General features: G+C 49.2%; 15 protein-coding genes. 10 read left to right on the forward strand and 5 right to left on the reverse strand.

Going from position 1 to position 18,668, the window contains the following annotated elements; genetic code table 11:
* Nucleotide 1 precedes the first annotated feature (1 nt).
* Nucleotides 2-988 (reverse strand): Gfo/Idh/MocA family oxidoreductase, encoded by a 987-nt coding sequence (locus tag NZ875_04500; GenBank protein MCS7174999.1) that lies wholly within the window; start codon nt 986-988, stop codon nt 2-4.
* Between the two features lie 12 nt (nt 989-1,000).
* Nucleotides 1,001-2,188, reverse strand: coding sequence for a scyllo-inosose 3-dehydrogenase (iolM, locus tag NZ875_04505; protein ID MCS7175000.1), 1,188 nt, complete (start codon nt 2,186-2,188; stop codon nt 1,001-1,003).
* A 213-nt stretch (nt 2,189-2,401) separates the two neighbouring features.
* Between iolM and NZ875_04510 the strand changes: the two genes are divergently transcribed.
* The 6 genes from NZ875_04510 (at nt 2,402) to miaB (ending at nt 9,076) form a co-directional block, all read left to right on the forward strand.
* Nucleotides 2,402-3,172 (forward strand): DeoR/GlpR family DNA-binding transcription regulator, encoded by a 771-nt coding sequence (locus NZ875_04510; protein MCS7175001.1) that lies wholly within the window; start codon nt 2,402-2,404, stop codon nt 3,170-3,172.
* A 14-nt stretch (nt 3,173-3,186) separates the two neighbouring features.
* Nucleotides 3,187-4,659: a tagaturonate epimerase family protein gene (locus NZ875_04515; GenBank protein MCS7175002.1), complete on the forward strand. Its 1,473-nt coding sequence runs from the start codon at nt 3,187-3,189 to the stop codon at nt 4,657-4,659.
* Between the two features lie 10 nt (nt 4,660-4,669).
* Nucleotides 4,670-5,500, forward strand: a complete 831-nt coding sequence (locus tag NZ875_04520; GenBank protein MCS7175003.1) for an SDR family oxidoreductase — start codon at nt 4,670-4,672, stop codon at nt 5,498-5,500.
* 15 nt (nt 5,501-5,515) lie between these two features.
* On the forward strand, nt 5,516-6,793 hold the full coding sequence (locus tag NZ875_04525; protein MCS7175004.1) for a lactate racemase domain-containing protein: 1,278 nt from the start codon (nt 5,516-5,518) through the stop codon (nt 6,791-6,793).
* A gap of 152 nt (nt 6,794-6,945) precedes the next feature.
* Nucleotides 6,946-7,749, forward strand: coding sequence for a 30S ribosomal protein S2 (rpsB, locus tag NZ875_04530; GenBank protein ID MCS7175005.1), 804 nt, complete (start codon nt 6,946-6,948; stop codon nt 7,747-7,749).
* Between the two features lie 28 nt (nt 7,750-7,777).
* Entirely contained in the window at nt 7,778-9,076 is a 1,299-nt protein-coding gene (miaB, locus tag NZ875_04535; protein MCS7175006.1) for a tRNA (N6-isopentenyl adenosine(37)-C2)-methylthiotransferase MiaB, read from the forward strand.
* A gap of 222 nt (nt 9,077-9,298) precedes the next feature.
* Here miaB and NZ875_04540 read toward each other — a convergent pair whose 3' ends face one another.
* Nucleotides 9,299-10,636 (reverse strand): cyclic 2,3-diphosphoglycerate synthase, encoded by a 1,338-nt coding sequence (locus NZ875_04540; protein MCS7175007.1) that lies wholly within the window; start codon nt 10,634-10,636, stop codon nt 9,299-9,301.
* A 218-nt stretch (nt 10,637-10,854) separates the two neighbouring features.
* On the opposite strand from NZ875_04540, the gene NZ875_04545 reads away from it, so the two are divergent.
* From NZ875_04545 to bgaS, 4 genes are read left to right on the forward strand one after another with little or no spacing between them, the layout of a single operon-like run.
* Nucleotides 10,855-11,685: a DMT family transporter gene (locus NZ875_04545; protein ID MCS7175008.1), complete on the forward strand. Its 831-nt coding sequence runs from the start codon at nt 10,855-10,857 to the stop codon at nt 11,683-11,685.
* Between the two features lie 30 nt (nt 11,686-11,715).
* On the forward strand, nt 11,716-13,659 hold the full coding sequence (locus tag NZ875_04550; protein MCS7175009.1) for a transporter substrate-binding domain-containing protein: 1,944 nt from the start codon (nt 11,716-11,718) through the stop codon (nt 13,657-13,659).
* Nucleotides 13,660-13,681: 22 nt separating this feature from the next.
* Complete coding sequence (locus tag NZ875_04555; GenBank protein MCS7175010.1) at nt 13,682-14,953, forward strand: MFS transporter; 1,272 nt, start codon at nt 13,682-13,684, stop codon at nt 14,951-14,953.
* Nucleotides 14,954-14,965: 12 nt separating this feature from the next.
* Nucleotides 14,966-16,444 carry a beta-galactosidase BgaS gene (gene bgaS, locus NZ875_04560; protein ID MCS7175011.1) on the forward strand — a complete coding sequence of 493 codons (1,479 nt, stop codon included), beginning with the start codon at nt 14,966-14,968 and terminating at the stop codon, nt 16,442-16,444.
* On the opposite strand, the gene NZ875_04565 is transcribed toward bgaS, so the two are convergent.
* On the reverse strand, nt 16,395-18,296 hold the full coding sequence (locus tag NZ875_04565; GenBank protein MCS7175012.1) for a heavy metal translocating P-type ATPase: 1,902 nt from the start codon (nt 18,294-18,296) through the stop codon (nt 16,395-16,397). The two genes, bgaS and NZ875_04565, sit on opposite strands and share 50 nt — an antisense overlap.
* 6 nt (nt 18,297-18,302) lie before the next feature.
* Nucleotides 18,303-18,650 carry a metalloregulator ArsR/SmtB family transcription factor gene (locus NZ875_04570; GenBank protein ID MCS7175013.1) on the reverse strand — a complete coding sequence of 116 codons (348 nt, stop codon included), beginning with the start codon at nt 18,648-18,650 and terminating at the stop codon, nt 18,303-18,305.
* Nucleotides 18,651-18,668 lie beyond the last annotated feature (18 nt).

Here is an 18,668-nt window from a genome sequence, read left to right on the forward strand (position 1 = left end):
TTCATCCCTCCAATTTCACGTGAGCGTTTCCACTCTCGACAGCTCTGTAACAAGCATCTATTATTCGAATGACGGCAACACCGTCCGACACGGTGATGGGTGGCGTCGCTCTCTGCTTGACGCATTCCACGAAGAGCTTGTTTTCCTCGATGTAACCCCACTTTTCCTTGAAATCGACTTTTGTGAAGTCGTGGCTCTCAACCTCTTTCCCCAGACCCTTACAGAAGTGCACCCTCTCCATCTCTTCGTTCATGAGCATGTTGTGTTCACCGTAAACTTCAACCCTTTCGAACGGGATCATCCAACTCGCGTGCGCGCAAGAAGTGAAGGTGCCAATGAGACCGTTCTTCAACTTCATGACGATCGCCCAATCGTCTATGTCTGGATAGACGCTCTTTTTACCCAACACGTACATCTCCTCGACTTCTCCCAAGAGCCACCTGACCATGTCGAACAGATGGATCGTGCTTTCGAACAAAAAACCACCAGTGTAGTTGCGATCGCTCGTCCAAGGCGGGTTCAACAGTTCTCCTCGATTCATCTTTATCTGGAAAGAGAGCGGTTTCACCGAACCGTCCAGAATCTTCTGCTTCATGAATTTGTAAACGCTCGCGAAACGCCTGTTGTGTCCAACTTGAAAGATGAGGTTCTTTTCTTTGACTTTCTTTTCCAGCTCGATCGCATCCTTCAGAGAGATCGTCATGGGTTTTTCACAGAACACGTTCATGCCCAATTCGAGCGTCTGCATCGCATAGTCGAAGTGAGTTCTGTTCGGCGAGGTTATGTAAACTGCATTCACACCGGCATCCTTCATCTGCTTGAGGTTATCAAACACTTTTGCGTTGAATCTCTCTGCAACCGTTTTGGCTCGATTCTTATCGACATCCATCACACCGACTATCTCAACGTCTGGAAAAGTCGACAGTATCTCCAAATGAACTTGGCCTATGAACCCACTCCCCACTACTCCTATCCTGACTTTATCCATGCGTTTCACCTCTCATGGGTTGAGCATCGTGACCTTGACCAGCTCCTTGTCGGTCTGCAGTCTCTTTATGTACTCGGGGATCTCATCTATCTTCACCGTCTTGGAGATGATCTTCGTCATGTCCATACCCGTGGCCATGAGGCTGATGACCCTTGGGAAGTTCCCATGACCCGAGTGACCCTGCGACCCTACAACTTGAGCGCGCCTGACTTGCAACACTTCACCGGTGAGCGGTATCTTCACATCCGCCCTCGCCACGATGACGACGGTCGCGTTCACGCTCCTACCTCTCCAGATGACTTCCTCTATGTCTTTCCAAACTATCTGTGGCAGTCCAGTCGCTTCCAAATACAGCTTGGCACCCATTCCGTTCGTACTGTCGAGAACGGCTTCAACGAAGTTCTCTTTCGTTGGATCTATCACTACGTCGGCACCGAGTTGCTTAGCGATGTTCCTGCGTGTGGCTGCAGGTTCTGAGAGTATAACCTTCGCAGCCCCAGCCCTCTTCAAGATGGCCACGGCCGCAAGCCCTATGGGTCCTCCTCCGAGGATCACCACATTGTCGCCAGGTCTGATGCCTCCTCCCCTCTCTATCACGGCGTTGTAAGCAACCGAAGTCGGTTCCACCAAACTACCAGCTAAGAATAGCCTGTCCCCCTCGTAAACACCTTCAAGTTCCTTCAAGCTCCACAGGTATTTGGACTCCAGAACGATGTACTCAGCGAAGGCACCGTCGACGTCGAACCCCATTTCGCGAAGATTTTCACAGTTGTTCGGATAACCATCCGCACACGGTCTGCAATGTCCACACCAGAACATCTCTTCGGTAGTGACAGGCTCACCGGGTTCGAACCGCTTGTTCGTTCTCCTGTTGATCGCTTCTGGACCGGCATCCACCACGATGCCAGAGAACTCGTGACCGAGGGTAACCGGAAAACCCGTCAAACCGGGGTAGAGAATGTAACCTTGTTCGTCGGTCTGAGCCATGTGAACATCGCTACCACAGATCCCGCATGCCTTCACTTTCACGAGCACTTGCGTGGGTTTGGTGATCTTCGGCTCGGGTACGTTCTCAACACGTACCTCTGGATACCTCCACACCTTGCTGCCGAGCCAACAGAGTTTTCCCTCGACATCTTTCGGACCAAGTTTGAACCCAGGTCTTGGGTCCCATTTAGCATGCAATCTGACCGCTTTCATCTTCGTCCCTCCCGTCCATCGTGCACTCCGTTACATAGTTTATGATCATTTGAACACGGTTCCAAATCCGATAATTGACGGTTAAGGTCAGTTGAAATGCCTTACGCTCGCATTTTCTTTGCTTTTCTTCTCTTTTCGTAAAATTTCCAACTCTTTTTGATGCTTTCGATTCTGATCTTCGTAACTCGCCGTGCTATAATGCAAAAGGGGGTTGTGAACGTGTTTACAGAAGAAAGAAGGAATATGATACTCGATATTCTGAAACGAAAAGGGAAGGTCACCGTACAGGAACTCGTAGAAAAGTTCAACGTCAGCAGTGTCACGATACGAAAGGATTTGGAATTTCTCGAATCCAACGGTTCGATCGTTCGAACGCACGGTGGAGCGATATTGGCAGACCATTCTCGATCTGAATGGAATTTTTTGAAGAAGATACACCAAAAAGAAAACGAAAAGAGACGCATAGCAAGAAAGATCGTTTCCTTGATCGAAGACGGTGACACTGTGATCTTGGACAGCAGCAGCACCAATTATTACGTCACTTTCGAATTGAGACATGCGGAATTTTCTTCCATAACTGTGGTGACGAACAACGTTTTCATAGCAGGGAAATTGATAGAGCAGGGAGTGGAGGTCATCGTGCTCGGCGGTGTGGTGAGGGAGAACAGTCTATCGCTCGTTGGACCTTGGGCTTTGAGGTTCTTGGAGGAGATCAACGTGGACAAAGCGTTCCTAGGTACCACGGGCTTTTCGATAGACAAAGGTTTCATGACGCCGAGCATCGTCGAAGCTGACGTGAAGAGGGCCATGATAAGGAGCGCCTCGAAGGTGTACATCGTGACCGATTCCACCAAGTTCTACAGGAGTGCGTTCGCATCCTTCGCGATGCCTGAAGATATCGACGGTATAATAACAGATCACGGCATACCAGAAGATTTCGAAAAGTTCTTGATCGAAAAAGGTGTCGAAGTGCACAAAGTGTGAAGGGGGTTGATCTGATGAACGAAGCGCTGAGAAAGTTCAAAGCTCAGCTGGCTGGAAAGTTCAGTACTTACGATGCGTCAGTTCGACAGACCGCCGATGCCACGTTTTTCATGGCGAGGAATCAGAGTGCAAAACGTTTGATCGTCATGGGGAAGAAGGGGGTCTGTGCCCTGTTCGAGGGGGAAAAGATCGGAACCATCGATCAATTGGACGTGCTTGCGTGTCCTCTCAACGATCACAACTGTGGGAGGTTGATGGAACTGCTCGTTTCCCTCAAGCCATCGATCTGTGATAAAAAGCTTTCGTTTGGTTTCGGTGATCGCATCGGAGTCGCAACGGCCGCACACGCACAAATCGTGAACAAAGACGAGGTGTTCCCCGTCTTTGCACAACAATCCGTCCGTGAAATAACGAGGACCGAGAGATCTTGGCGAGAGGTTCTCCACAGCGCCGTTTGGGGTGTCTTCGAGAGCGGTTACGATGGAGCCTTCGGCGCCGATGCCGATCATGTGAAAAAGATCGAAGATTTAGAGAGTGCCGCGCACGTGGGCTACACCATGTTCACGATCGATCCTTCTGACCACGTGAAAGACCCTACAAAGATCGATCGAAGAGAACTTGTGAACTTTTTTCAAGAACATCCCAAAAGGCGAGAGATCGCGTCCAAATACATCGGTAAAAGTTTCACCGTTTTAGATGAAAAACTCTCGTTCGACGAAGACAGTTTCGCCGAGATTTTCACAACTTACATCAGCGCCATAGAGCACGTGGAAAGTTGTTATAAGGCCCTGCGTGCCGTTCGTTCGAGAGGTTTCGACCTTGAAGTTTCCATAGACGAAACTTCCCTGCCGACGACACCACTCGCACACATATTTTTCGTTCAAGAATTGAGGAGGCGTGGGGTAGATTTCCAAACGCTCGCGCTCAGATTCCCCGGAGAATGGCAGAAAGGCATCGATTACATAGGTGATACAGACCAATTTTCCAAAGAACTCGAAAAACACGTCGCCATAGTGAAAATGCTCTCAGGATACAAGCTTTCTTTGCATTCAGGTAGCGACAAGTTCAGCGTGTATCCAGTTTTGGCTGAGAAAACGGAAAGAACGGTGCACGTCAAAACGGCCGGAACCAGCTATCTCGAAGCGATCAGAACGGTTGCGAAGTTTGCTCCCGATTTGTACAGAGAGATTCACAAATTCGCACTGTCGAGGTTCGAACAGGACAGAGCCTCGTACCATGTCACAACGAACTTGTCGAGGGTTCCGAACGTGGACGAAGTTTCAGATTCAAATCTTTCAGATCTTCTCGATCAGCCAGACGTGCGTCAAGTCATCCACATAACTTACGGTTCTGTTCTGACTGCGAAAGAATCTGGTAAAACTCTCTTCAAAGATCGTATAATGAAAGTGTTGTTTGAACATGAGGATGAACACTACAACTTTTTGAAATCACATCTTGGAAAACATCTAAAACTGCTCGGCGCATGAAAGGAGTGTGATGGATGTGAACGAAGCGTACAAACTTTTCAGTCTGGAGGGGAAGGTCGTCGTCATCACGGGTGGTGCGGGGATCCTCGGCTCAGCGATAGGTGAGGGAATGGCGAGGTTCGGAGCGAGCATCGCCATTTGTGACATCAGAAACTACGAAGAGAGGGCAAACGAGTTCAGATCCAAAGGCTTGAACGCTCGTGGTTATTACATGGATGTGTTGAACATCGAAAGCATAAGGAAGGCCCACGATGAGATACTCAAAGACTTCGGTAAGGTGGATGTGTTGATCAACGCCGCGGGTGGGAACATACCCGAGGCGACCACATCGCCACAGCTGAGCTTCTTCGATATCCCACTCGAATCACTCCAGAAAGTCGTTGGACTGAATCTGTTCGGCGGTGCGATACTACCTTCACAAGTGTTTGGAAAAACGCTGGTGAAGAATCCAGAAGGTGGTTCCATCATAAACATCTCTTCGATGTCGGCTTACAGACCATTGACACGGGTCCTTGGATATTCTGCGGCCAAGGCGGCGGTGAGCAACTTCACTCAATGGCTCGCGGTGCACATGGCCATGGAATACAGCAAGAAAGTGAGAGTCAACGCGATCGCACCCGGATTTTTCTTGACCCATCAGAACAGATACCTCCTGTTGGACGAGCAGGGGAATCTGACGGCGAGGGGCAAGGCTATAATCGATCATACACCCATGGGTAGGTTCGGCGATCCAGAAGACCTCATCGGTGCGTGTGTGTGGCTCGCTTCCGACGCTTCAAAGTTCGTCACCGGCGCGGTCATCCCGATCGATGGAGGTTTCAACGCCTACGCGGGTGTGTAATGAAAGGTGGTACACATGAAATGCATCGAGCGTTTGGAAGGTTGTCTCGATCGAGATGAAATGAAACGATTAGTCGAAGAGACCTTACCAGATAGAGATCTTCAGAAGGTTCTTTTGATCCATCCAGACTACACGCGCGTGGACTTCTCATCCACGTTGGTTCCCATCGTTCATCGAGAGCTGAAAAAGAGGGGATTGAAGACTCTCCACACGCTGAACGCCAGCGGTACACACAGGGCCATGAGCGAGCAAGAAGTCAGAAAGAAGCTCGGCCTGTTCAACGAAGACTTCGTGATGTTCAACCATGAGTACGCCAATCCGAACGCGCTGATGAACGTTGGAGAACTCAGCGCGGAGTTCGTGAGCCAAAAAACGATGGGAGATCTTCAACAACCTCTTCCAGTCACGCTCAACAGATTGTTCTTCGAGAAGTACGATCTCATCATCGTTCTGAGTGGTACTTCCCCACACGAATCCACTGGATTTTCTGGTGGATTGAAATCCATCGTTCCAGGCATCGCTGGTCCCGACGTCGTTGGGCTCTTCCATTGGGCTGCCGTTTTGATAGGCATACCGAGGCTGATCGGATTGATCGACAATCCGGCCAGAGATGTGATCAACGAAGCTTGCAGGATGGCTTTCCAAAAGGTTCGTTCACCTGTGATCTTTTACAACATGGTCTACGAAGAAACCTCCAGCGGAGTTCTGGCAAAAGGCCTTTACTGTGGAAACGGATACGAAGGAGCCTTGGAGGCGTACAGGCGCGCGGCCGAAGCGAGCAAGAAGGTCCACATAGTGTACATCGATAAACCTGTGAAGCGCGCCGTGCAGGTCATCGATGAAAATTACGACGAAATATGGACGGCTGGGAAAGGTTCTTACAAGTTGCAACGGCCCGGTGTGATAGAACCTGGTGGAGAGATCATCATTTATGCTCCTCACATAAAGATCTTCCATTCGAACAGAGACATGGATCGAGCCATCCGGCAGATCGGTTATCACTGCAAAGATTACGTGAAAGAGTTTTTGAAGAAGCACCCAAACTTCGACAGAAACGTTGCGGCGCACGTGATAAACGTCCGTGGTGATGGTAGGTACGATCCCAAAACTGGCAAAGAAGAATGTCTATTCAACGTGACCTTGGCCACGAGTATAAGCAAAGAAGAATGTGAAGCCGTGTCGTTGGGGTACAGGTCACCTCAATCGATAAGACGTGAAGATTTCTTGAATGAAGATTCTCTGTGGATAGAACACGGAGGAAAGTTCCTCTACGAACTTCGTAAAAACGAGTGAATGTCATTCACCGAAAACCAACATTTAACAAATTTGAGCAATAATACTTTAGCTCAAAAAGCACGCCTTCCGATCCCGAGCCTCGGTGCCCGTGTGGGTCGGTGAGGGAGATGACGAAGGCGGAAGGTTCAACCAAATCGGGAGGTGTTCGAATGCCAGTTGTCACCATGAAGCAGTTGCTCGAAGCCGGTGCGCATTTCGGTCATCGCACCAGACGATGGAATCCCAAGATGGCACCGTACATCTACGGTAGTCGTAAGGGAATCTACATCATCGACCTTCAAAAGACACTGAAACTCATCGAAGAAGCGTGCGAGTTCATCCGGACCAAGGCGAGTGAAGGTGGCACCATGATCATGGTCGGTACGAAGAAACAAGCACAGCGAGTCATCGAAGAGGAAGCGAAAAGGTGTGGAGTTTTCTACGTGAACAACAGGTGGCTCGGTGGCCTTCTGACGAACTTCAGAACGATCAAATCGAGGATCGACAAACTCGCCGAACTCGAGCGGATGGAAGAAAGTGGAGAACTCGCCAAGCTACCGAAGAAGGAACAGAGTAAGATGAGAAAAGTGCTGGAGAAGTTGCGCAAGAACTTGGGCGGTTTGAAAGGCATGGAAAGGTTGCCGGACATCGTTTTCGTGGTAGATCCACGCAAGGAAAAGAACGCGGTGGCTGAGGCGAACATTCTAGGCATCCCAGTGATAGCCATAGTCGATACCAACTGTGATCCCGATCCAATCGATTATGTAATTCCAGCCAACGACGATGCTATAAGATCGATAAAACTGATCGTTTCGAAGATAGCAGATGCCTATCTCGAAGGTAGAGAAGGTGTTTCGTTCGCCGAACCTGAGCCTGAGCAACCTCCGAAGGTCGAAGCGAAGGAATCTGAAAGTGAGATAGACATCTCTGATCTGTTCGAAGATACAAGTTTCGAAGAAGAGGAGGAAGAATGAGGGGGTCGAAACCCCCTCTTTTTGTTTCATGAGGGTGTACATCAAAACCTATGGATGCCAGATGAACGAGAGCGACACAGAGACGATGGCTGGCATACTTTCACACGAAGGATTCGAGATCGTCGACGATGTAGAATCTGCGGACGTAGTCATACTGAACACCTGTGTCGTTAGACAAAAATCGCAGGACAAATACCATTCGGCACTCGGGCAGCTCGTCAAACTGAAAAAGCAGGGGAAGATAAAGTTAATAGGCATCGCGGGCTGTGGTTCCAACCTCGAAGGAGAAAGATTGTTGCAACTCGGTGCCGATTTCGTCATAGGGTCTCGTTCGATAGTCGAGATCGCCAACGTGCTCAAGCGTGCCGTCGAAGGCGAAAAGATAGTCTATCTTGAAGACAGAACGTGCGACATCGTTGCAGATTTGCCAAAGTTACGCAGTACGAAGCACCATGCGTGGATAACGATCATACACGGATGCAACAGATTCTGCACCTACTGCATCGTTCCTTACGTGCGTGGCCGTGAACGGAGCAGGCCCATTCAGGACGTGCTGAAGGAGATCGAAGGTTTGACCCAGCAAGGCGTCATCGAGGTCACTTTTTTAGGTCAGAACGTGGATGCGTACGGAAAAGATTTGAAGGATGGAACGAGCCTAGCGAAGTTGATAGAGGAAACGAGCGAGTTCGATCGAATAAAACGCATCTGGTTTTTGACCTCCTATCCCACAGACATCACCGACGAGTTGATAGACGTCGTTGCGAACAATCCGAAGGCTGCAAAGTCGTTCCACATACCAGTACAATCTGGTAGCGATCGCATCCTCAAGTTGATGAACCGTCGTTACACTTCGGCGCAGTTTTTAAAGCTTGTAGAAAAGATTCGCTCGAAGGTTCAAGATGTCGCGATCAGCAGTGATATCATAGTGGGTTTTCCCACCGAATCGGAAGAAGATTATCTTCAAAGTGTCGAGTTGGTACGCCAAGCCAGGTTCGAACGTTTGAATCTGGCCGTTTATTCCCCAAGACCAGGAACGGTCGCGGCGAAGTATTATCCAGACGACGTGCCGTACAGTGTGAAGGTGAAGAGACTGAACGAGTTGTTGAATCTACAAAAGCAGATCAACGCGGAGCTGAACCGGTCTTATTTGAACCGGACTGTGGAACTGTTCGTCGAAGGCAAAACGAAGGATGGCTCCCACTATGGACGTGACATTAGAAACAAGATCGTGATCTTCACGGCTGAAAAGCCATTGCAACCTGGTGAGTGCGTTCGCGTGAAGATAGACCGGGTCACGGCAGGCCCAGTGTATGGAAAGATGATTTAAAAGAAAATGCGGACCCAGGTGGGTCCGCTAAAGCCGTGGGGGGTGTATCTCAAGGGGGATAGGGGGGTCCTGATTCACTTTCCAACTACATTGTAACGGTTCCAAGTTACATTATCTATCAGTTTAGGTTCCTATGTGACAACGTTTGTGTTAACAAATCTCTGACTAAACTGGTCTTACTTTTTCCTTCCGTTATATAGACGATCGATCGGTCGAACTGGTTCAAACACCTTTCTTCACCCGATGCTTTATGAACTCTGAAAGCACGTCTTCCAAGTTCGGTTTTCCTATCTCCTGTAGTTCGTACCGCACTCTCACGGCAGGTTTGTTGAGTTTCATGAGCCTCCTCAGATCTATGGGTGTACCTATGATCACGACGTCTGCTTCTGCGTTGTTTATTGTTTGTTCCAGTTCTCTTATCTGTCTTTCTCCATAACCCATCGCAGGGAGTATCAGATCCAGATGTGTGTACTTTCTGTACGTTTCCAAGATCGAACCGACCGCGTACGGCCTTGGATCCACTATCTGCGATGCACCGAACTTCTTGGCTGCGACGAACCCAGCCCCGTACCGCATTTCCCCGTGCGTTAGAGTTGGACCATCCTCCACGATGAGCACTCTTTTTCCTTTGATCAAGCTTGGATCTTCCACGAATATGGGTGAGGCTGCATCGATCACGATGGCGTGAGGATTCCATTTTTCAATGTTCTTTCTGACCGTTTCTATGTTCTCTGGACTGGCCGTTTCTTCCTTGTTGATCACCACGACGTTCGCCATGAGCAGGTTGGTCATCCCAGGATAGTAGGACACTTCGTGCCCAGCCCTGTGTGGATCCGCCACGACTATCAAAAGGTCTGGTTTGTAGAACGGAAAGTCGTTGTTACCACCGTCCCAGAGTATGACGTCTGGATTTTCAGCCTCGGCGCTTTTCAGTATCGCTTCGTAATCGACTCCAGCGTATATTACAGATCTTCTGTCTATGTGAGGTTCGTATTCCTCTCGCTCTTCTATGGTGCAGTTGTATTTGTCCAAATCTTCATGCGTTGCGAACCTTTGAACCTTCTGCGCAACGAGGTTACCGTACGGCATGGGGTGTCTGATGGACACGACTTTCAAACCTTTGGATCTGAGTATGTCGAGCACCCGGCGCGTCGTTTGGCTCTTTCCGCAACCTGTCCTCACCGCACATACGGCCACCACCGGTCTTTTCGATTCGATCATCGTGTGCTTCGGTCCCATGAGTTTGAAGTCCGCACCTGCCGCCGTCACTATCGCAGCCCGCTCCATCACGTATTGGTGCGAAAGGTCGCTGTATGCGAGGATCACTTCATCGACGTTGTACTTTTTGATCAGCTCGACCAACTTCGATTCAGGTTCTATGGGTATTCCGTTTGGATAGAGCTTGCCTGCCAGCTCCGGCGGATAGATCCTACCTTCTATGTCCGGTATCTGAGTCGCTGTGAAGGCAACCACTTCGTATTCTTCGTTGTCTCTGAAGTACACGTTGAAATTGTGAAAATCTCTTCCTGCCGCACCCATGATGATGACTCTCTTACGCATCCTGTACATCACCTCCGTGTACGCGTTGCTCGCCTGGAGTAATATACCAATCAAACGACCGTTTGTCACGGTTGAATCGAAACCTTGGAGAGCCAAAGAAAGACGATCTTTAACCAAAGTGGGTCACTTTTTTCAGTATGCTCACGTATGCGCAGGTATGCTCGAGTATGCGCATTTTGTTATACTCTTTTCAGTGCAAGACTTGAGAGGTGGTAATTGTGCACTATCTCTATCTGATCGTGACGTTGTTTTTCTTCTCTTCGCTGGAAGTTGTCACAAAACCTCTTTCTGGTAGGATCGATCCTTTCTTTCTCACATTTTTCAGATTCTTCGCCGGTGGCATCTTCTTGACACTCTTTTCGTTGACTTCCAGAAAGAAGATCGAACGGAACGATCTGTCGAAGCTCATCGCCGTGGGTTGTTTGAACGGTGTGATCTCCATGAGTTTGCTTCAACTGTCCATAAAGCACTCGAACGCCTCCACCGCCGCCACGTTAGTGGCGATGAACCCCTTGTTCGTCAGCGTGTTCGCCCACGCGTTTGGTAAAGACAAACTGACGAGGAAAGCTATCTTGGCGATATCACTCGGTGCCATCGGGGTTTTGGTCCTCTCTTCGGCCAACGTTGCTGGTGACAGTCCTTTTGGGATCTTCTGTGGGATAGCAGCTTCGATCACTTTCGCTCTCTACACAGTTCTGATGAGAGATTTTTCCGTCAAGTACGGTGCACTGCTCGCAACCTCCATCTCCACTCTCGCCGCCGGCTTGGTCTATGGAGCTCTGCTCGCCGTCTTTGGAAGGCTCTCAGTTCCAAGCTTGAGCTGGCCCGATTGGTCGATCCTGCTCTACGTTGGGATCGGCATCACGGGCGTTGCGTACGTCACCTTCTTCAAGGCGATGCAAAGGTTCGGCCCTGTGAGAACGAGCCTCGTGTTCTACCTCAAACCTGCCCTCGCGAGCTTTCTCGCAGCGATCTTTCTATCCGAAACCATCAGCGCACAGAAAGTCCTTGGCACGATCATCGTGGTGCTGTCACTCTTTTTGAGATGATAATTTGGTATCATTGAATTGGGTTGAAGAATGAAACTGTTGCTCATCATCGCTTTGATGATCTGTTCTTTCTCTTTCTCGATCACCGTCAGGGTGGGAATCTATGACAATCCACCCCAAGTGTTTCTGTCGAATGGACGTCCAGCTGGCTTGTACATAGAACTGCTCGAGAAGATCGCCAAAGAGAACGGCTGGAAACTGAATTATGTTTTTTCTACTTTTTCCGAGCAACTAGAAAATCTGAAGAACGCAAAGATAGACGTTTTGGTCTCCATAGCCTACACGCCTGAACGTGCTCAGATCTACGATTACAACAACGAAACTCTTCTGCTCAACTGGGGTGTACTCTGCGTCGATGAAAAGTTTCCTTACAGGGACATAACCGATCTAGCCGGTAAAACGATAGCCATCTCCAGAAGTGATGTTTACGGTCAGGCTTTCATCAAAGAACTACGACGCTACTCCGTGGTGGTCGAACTGCTCGAAGTTTCAGACTATCCAGACGTTTTACGAGCCATCAGAGAGAAACGTGCAGTCGGAGGGATCGTCAGCAGGATATACGCTGCACAGAACTATGAAAAGTTCAACGTGAAGATCACGGGAACGATTTTTTCACCGGTCGAACTGAGATTCGCTTTTCCAAAAGGTTCACCTTTGAACGAAACGTTGATACCTGCCATCGACGAATCTTTAAAGGCTCTCAAATCGGATGTAAAGTCTTACTCGGCTCTGCTCGCACGCTATCTTGGAATGGAAAAACAAGTTGTTCCAAGATGGTTGGCCACCGCTTTTTTGATCTTCGGTATTTCCGCAGTTGGTTTTGCATCCTGGACGATGAGCCTTAGAACGTTGGTGAGATTGCGCACAAAGCAATTGACGAAAGCTAACGAGGAATTACAGCAACTTCATGAAGAAACTTTGGCGCAAAATCAAGAAATTTCTGCGTTGAACGAACAACTCCAAAGTACCTTCACTCAACTTGAAGACGCCGTGAAGAGGTTCACGGACATGATCTGGTTACTCTCCAACGTTTCTGCCGATGCAACGCGTGAAGAGTTCTATGAAAAGTTCCTCTCGGCTACTCAAAAGCTCTGTCCGAACGGCCGTGTGGTGTTGTTGCAAGGTGATGTTTGTCTTTCAGTGAAAGATGATTCTATCGAGAAGGTTTCACTGAGTAGATCCGTCAACGTTCCTGAGGGAATCAGCCAAGTTCCTGAAGAATTCAGCCGAATCGCTGAGAAGCATTTTGGCAGAGCATTTTGTATCAACATCGACGATGAAACGAAATTGGTTTTTCTGTACGCAGATAAGCTTCAAATGGAACCTGACCTCGCGAGAGGTCTAGCTTCCATTCTGAGTCTCTATACGAGATTGAAAAAACACGAAGAAATGCTCGTTTCTTTGAGTGAAGGAATCGCTCAAGCTTTCCTGACAGCGCTGGAATTCCACGAACAGTACACCGCAAAACATTCCGAAACTGTGAAAAATTACGCTTCCAAAATGGCGAGGAAGTTGAACTTGGACGAGAACGAAACGAGATTGATCACCTGTGCCGCGATGATCCACGATCTGGGTAAGTTGGCGATACCAAAGACCATTTTGAACAAACCGGATAGGCTCTCAGCGGAAGAGTTCGAGCTGGTGAAACAACATCCCGTCGTTGCCGCAGAGATCGTGAAACACATCAAAGGTCTTGAAGATCTAGCCACCATCATACGCCACCATCACGAAAGGTGGGACGGAACAGGTTATCCCGATGGCCTTGCTGGAGAAGACATACCTTTAGGTTCAAGGATCATATGTATAGTCGACGCGTTCGAAGCCATGACCTCGGATAGACCATACAGAAAAGCGATGAAGATCGAAGAAGCTATTTCTGAACTTTTGAGGAACGCTGGAAAGCAGTTCGATCCGCAGCTGGTCAAGATCTTTTTAGAAATACTCTCAGAGGAGAGGGGGGTTGTCTTTGATTAAGAAGAACCAAACTCTCTCGTCCATGCTTTTCATCGTGCTGCTCATAGTTCTTCTCAACGCGGATCAGATGGTGATGTCTCCGAACATTGGTGCGATCGAAAAAGATTTCAACGTGGACGACGCACAGATAGGTCTGGTCGGAGCTGTCTTCACGGTGGTTGGAGCTGTCGTGAGCTTGGCTTGGGGTTATTTCGCAGATAAATACAGCAGGAAGCGTCTGCTCATCTATTCGATACTCGTCGGTGAGATTCCATGTTTCATGACGGCTTTTTCAACCAGCTTTTCCCAGCTTTTCTTCTGGAGGGTTTTGACCGGAATCGGTGTTGGTGCTTCATTCCCGATCGTATTTTCGCTCATCGGCGACATGTTCGATGAAGTGAACAGGGCGAAGGTCGCCGCGCTCATGGGTGCGGCGATCAGTGTGGGAAACATCCTTGGCATGATCGTCGGCGGTTTCGTCGGTCCGAGCTTCGGTTGGCGTTTGCCGTTCGTTTTGGTGTCCCTACCGAACGTGGTGTTGGCTTTCATCGCCCTGTTCGTGATCAAAGAACCTCCCAGGGGTGCCTTCGAAAAAGGCATAGGGGAGCTCGTCAGGGCTGGCTACGCTTATCCTAAAGCGCCGAGGCTCGAAGACTACGCGAAACTCGTGAGCGTGAAGACGAACCTGTTGTTGTTCCTTCAAGGTATAGCGGGCACGATCCCTTGGGGTGCGATACCGTACTTTCTGGTCGAGTTCTTCAGGAGGGAACGTGGTCTTTCGGTCGAAACTGCCACGATCATCTTCCTCGTTTTCGGTGTTGGAAACATCCTCGGCACGATCGTTGGTGGCTGGCTCGGTGCGCTTTTGTACAAAAGGTCTAAGCCTCTGGTGCCGATATTCTGCAGTCTCACAACGGCTTTGGGTGTTTGGCTCACCGTGTTGACGTTCGACTATTCGAACGTGGCCAACTCTGGACTCTACGTGTTGATGGTTCTGGGCTTGCTCGCCTCGCTCACCGACAGTCTCACCGGACCGAACGTGAAGATGATGCTTTTGAACGTGAACGAACCTCAGGACCGTGGAAGGATCTTTTCGATCTTCAATTTGACCGATTCTCTAGGAACAGGCATCGGCAGATGGATCGGAGGATTGTTTTCTGTGAGTCTCGGTTCACTCGCAGCGGCGATGAAGGTTTCTGCGTATTTTTGGTTGATCTGCTCACTGTTCCTTTTCTTACTCACCTTCAAGTTCTCCAGGGATGTCGATTCGCTCGAGTCTCGCATGATCGCTCTCGCTCAAAAGTTGAACAAGTGAGGGGGTGTTTGGATGTTTCCTAAAGATTTTCTTTTCGGTGCTTCCATGTCTGGTTTTCAAGTCGAGATGGGCTACGGTAAGAGCGATGTGGATCCCAACACGGATTGGTTCGTCTGGGTTCGAGAGCCGGAGAATTTGATCAACGGTGTGGTGAGTGGACACCTTCCAGAGTACGGAGCAGGTTATTGGTACAACTTTCCGACCATCCACAAGCTCGCGGCAGATTTCGGCATGAACGTGCTTCGAACGAACGTTGAGTGGTCTAGGATCTTTCCAAAACCCACCTTCGATGTGCCAGTGAAGGTGGTACAGGACGAGAGTGGCATCAAGTCGGTACAGATCGACGAGAAGACATTAAGATCTCTCGATGAACTTTCGAACAAGGAAGCTGTGGAGCACTATCGAGAGATCTTTTCCGACATGAGAAAAAGGGGTTTAAAGGTGTTTCTGAACTTAACACATTTCACGTTGCCCATTTGGTTGCACGATCCGATCGCTGTTCATAAGAGGCAGGAAACGGAAAAGCTCGGCTGGGCAACTGAGAGGAGTATCGTTGAGTTTGCAAAATTCGCAGCTTACGTGGTTTGGAAGTTCGACGATCTGATAGACATGTACAGCACCATGAACGAACCGAACATCGTCAGCCAGATGGGTTACGTGATGAGCGTGTCTGGATTTCCCCCAGCGCGTTTTGAGCCAGAGATGTTCTTCAAAAGTTTGCTCAACCAAATAGTCGCACACGCGAGAGCTTACGATGTCATGAAGGCGTTGACTAAAAAACCGATCGGTTTGATCTATTCCGCTTCGGTGTACGAATCGATCGATAAAGACGAAGAACTCGAACAGAGCGCGACGAATTTCATGAATTACATGTTTTTGGATGCCTTGACGAGCGGGATGTTGCTGTTTCAAACCAGAGAAGATCTGGCTGGAAGGCTCGATTTTCTCGGAATCAACTATTACACGCGCACCGTCATTCAAAAGATCGCTCCGATGCAGTTGGGTGTCGCGACTATAGATTGGATGATCTGTCCGGGCTATGGACATTCGTGCCAACCTGGCGGTTTTTCCAAAGACGGCAGACCTGTGAGCGATTTCGGTTGGGAAACTTATCCTGAAGGTTTGCTCAAACTCTTACGTGCCATGAACGATAGGTACGGTCTCACCATGTACGTGACCGAGAACGGCGTGGCGGACGGTCGAGATTGGCTCAGACCTTATCACCTGGTTGGGCACATGTACGCTGTGGAGAGAGCGATCGAAGAGGGAGTGAAGGTGAAAGGTTATCTGCATTGGAGCATCATCGATAACTTCGAATGGGCGAAGGGTTACCACATGCGTTTCGGTTTGGCCGAGACGGACTATCAAGCCAAGAGTTATTCGCCACGACCGTCGATGTACATCTTCAGAGAGATCGTGAAAGATTCTTCCACGGAGAAGTTCAAATATTATTTGCGCTCGCCTTACGAGATCTGGAGGACGAAAACTTAACACCCTGAGCGAACAATCGGAACGAATTGAGCGCACACAACACCATCACACCGGTGTCTGCGAAGACGCCTTGCCACATGGTTGACTTACCCATCATCGCTAAAACGATGAAGAACACTTTCACACCGATCGCCAGAACGATGTTCTGAAGCACGATTTTCCTTGTATTTCTACCGATGGAAATCAGTTGCCAAACTTGTGCAGGTTCACCGCTCATCACGACGGCGTCGGCCACTTCGAGCGCCGCATCGTTTCCCAACGAGTTCATCGCGACACCAACGTCCGCTCTCGACAGAGCGGGTGTGTCGTTCACACCATCCCCAACGAACATCGTCGTTCCTTCCTCCAAGATCTTCTCTTCCAACAGCGTGAGCTTGTCCTCAGGCTTCAGTTCAGCAAAGTAGGAAACTCCTCCGAGTTTCATCGAAGTCTCTTGAACCGCACTCTTCGAATCACCACTCATGATGTAAACTTTCAAGCCCGCCCTTTTCAGCCTTTCGACGGTCTCCAAGGCGCTGTCTTTCAATTTCTCTTTGAAAGTGAGTGTACCAGCGTACAGTCTGTCGACAGAAACGTGTACCGCCTTAGTGTCGAGCTTGCACACACTCTCTGGATGCTCTATGTTTTCTTCGTGCAGGAATCTGTCGTTGCCCAGATGGACCAACCTGTCCTTTACGAACACCTTCACTCCCAAACCAACGAATTCCTTCGGCTCTCTCAACAGTGTATGGTTAGTCTTGAAGGAGTCCGAGATGGTCCTGGCCAACGGATGGTTCGAACTGAGTCCTGCGTGCGCTGCGAAGAAAAGAACCTCGTCTTTCGAAAAACCGTTGTGAGGCTCGATGGAAGCGAGTTCCAGCTTTGGCTGAGTCAAGGTGGCGGTTTTATCGAACACCACATTTTTAACGTTCGCAACCGCATCGAGATATTCTGCACCTTTAACGAATATGCCGTTCTTCGAAGCCTTCCCGAGCCCAGCGACGTAAGTGAGAGGTACACTGAGCACCAGGGCGCACGGACAGGAAATGACCAACAAGATCAGTGCCCTGTAGAGTGAGGCCGAAAAGCTCAGTTTGAAAACTGTGGGCAAGATGAAGAGCAAGAGGGCGGCCGTCAAAACGACGATCGGTGTGTAGTACTTCGCGAACAATGTGATGAACCTTTCGGCTTTCGCCTTCCTAGCTTTGGCATTTTCGATCAACTGAGCCAATCTCGCCATCGAAGATTCTTCAAAGCTTTTCGATATTCGAACCTTCACATTTCCGTTGATCACGATCGAACCTGCGTAAACTTCGTCCATCACCGTCACAGTCTTTGGAAAAGATTCTCCAGTCAGGTGCGATAGGTCCACCTCCGCTACGCCTTCCACGACGATCCCATCGCTCGGGACCTTCTCACCGACCCTAACGAAAACCACATCTTCAACCTTCAATTCGTTCACGTGAACCTTTTTGAGCTCGTTGCCTTCGATCTTCCAAGCGTAACGTGGTGATTCGAAGAGCAACTTCTTCATTTCCTTGCCGGACCTATCCACCACGTAACGTTCGAGTAGCTCTCCGAATCTGTAAAGGACCATCACGACGGCGGCTTCTGGAAATTCTCTGAGAAAGAGTGCACCAACGGTTGCGATGCTCATCAAACTGTACTCGTTGAAGAATCTCAACTTGGCGAAATTTTTGAAAGTCTTTTTCAGCACTTCAAAACCTGAAAGAGCGTAAGCGATCAAAGCCAGTTCGAAAATCTTGGTCAGCAGAGAGATGAAAATCACACTCGAAGAAACGATCAGCAGAACGAGCTGTCTTGTGTACTTCCCGCTCGACTTTTGAGCTTTGCACCTTTCACAGTCTTTCAAGCGACATCACTCCTTGGCATGCTCGAGTGCGGAAGAGATCAGATCGAGTACGTGTTTGTCTTTGAGCTTGTGTACGACCTGCTTTCCTACCCTGATCGAATCGACGAGATTGGAAAGCTTCAACACCCTCAGCTGGTGAGACACGGCTGACGGTGAGAGCGATAGGATCTGAGATAGATCGCACGTGCACAGATCGGATTTCGAAAGCGCTATGAGTATCTTCAACCTCGTTTCGTTTGCGCACGCACGTAAAAGTTGAACCATCCTCTCAACAACTTGCTTAGACTCAAGCTGTGAACTGACCTTCGCCACAAGATCACCGTGCTCGTGCTTCTCACCACACACGTTCTCCACAGGATCACCCCAATATTT

The organism is Pseudothermotoga sp., assembly GCA_025060105.1.
In the GTDB taxonomy this organism is placed as follows: Bacteria; Thermotogota; Thermotogae; order Thermotogales; family DSM-5069; genus Pseudothermotoga_A.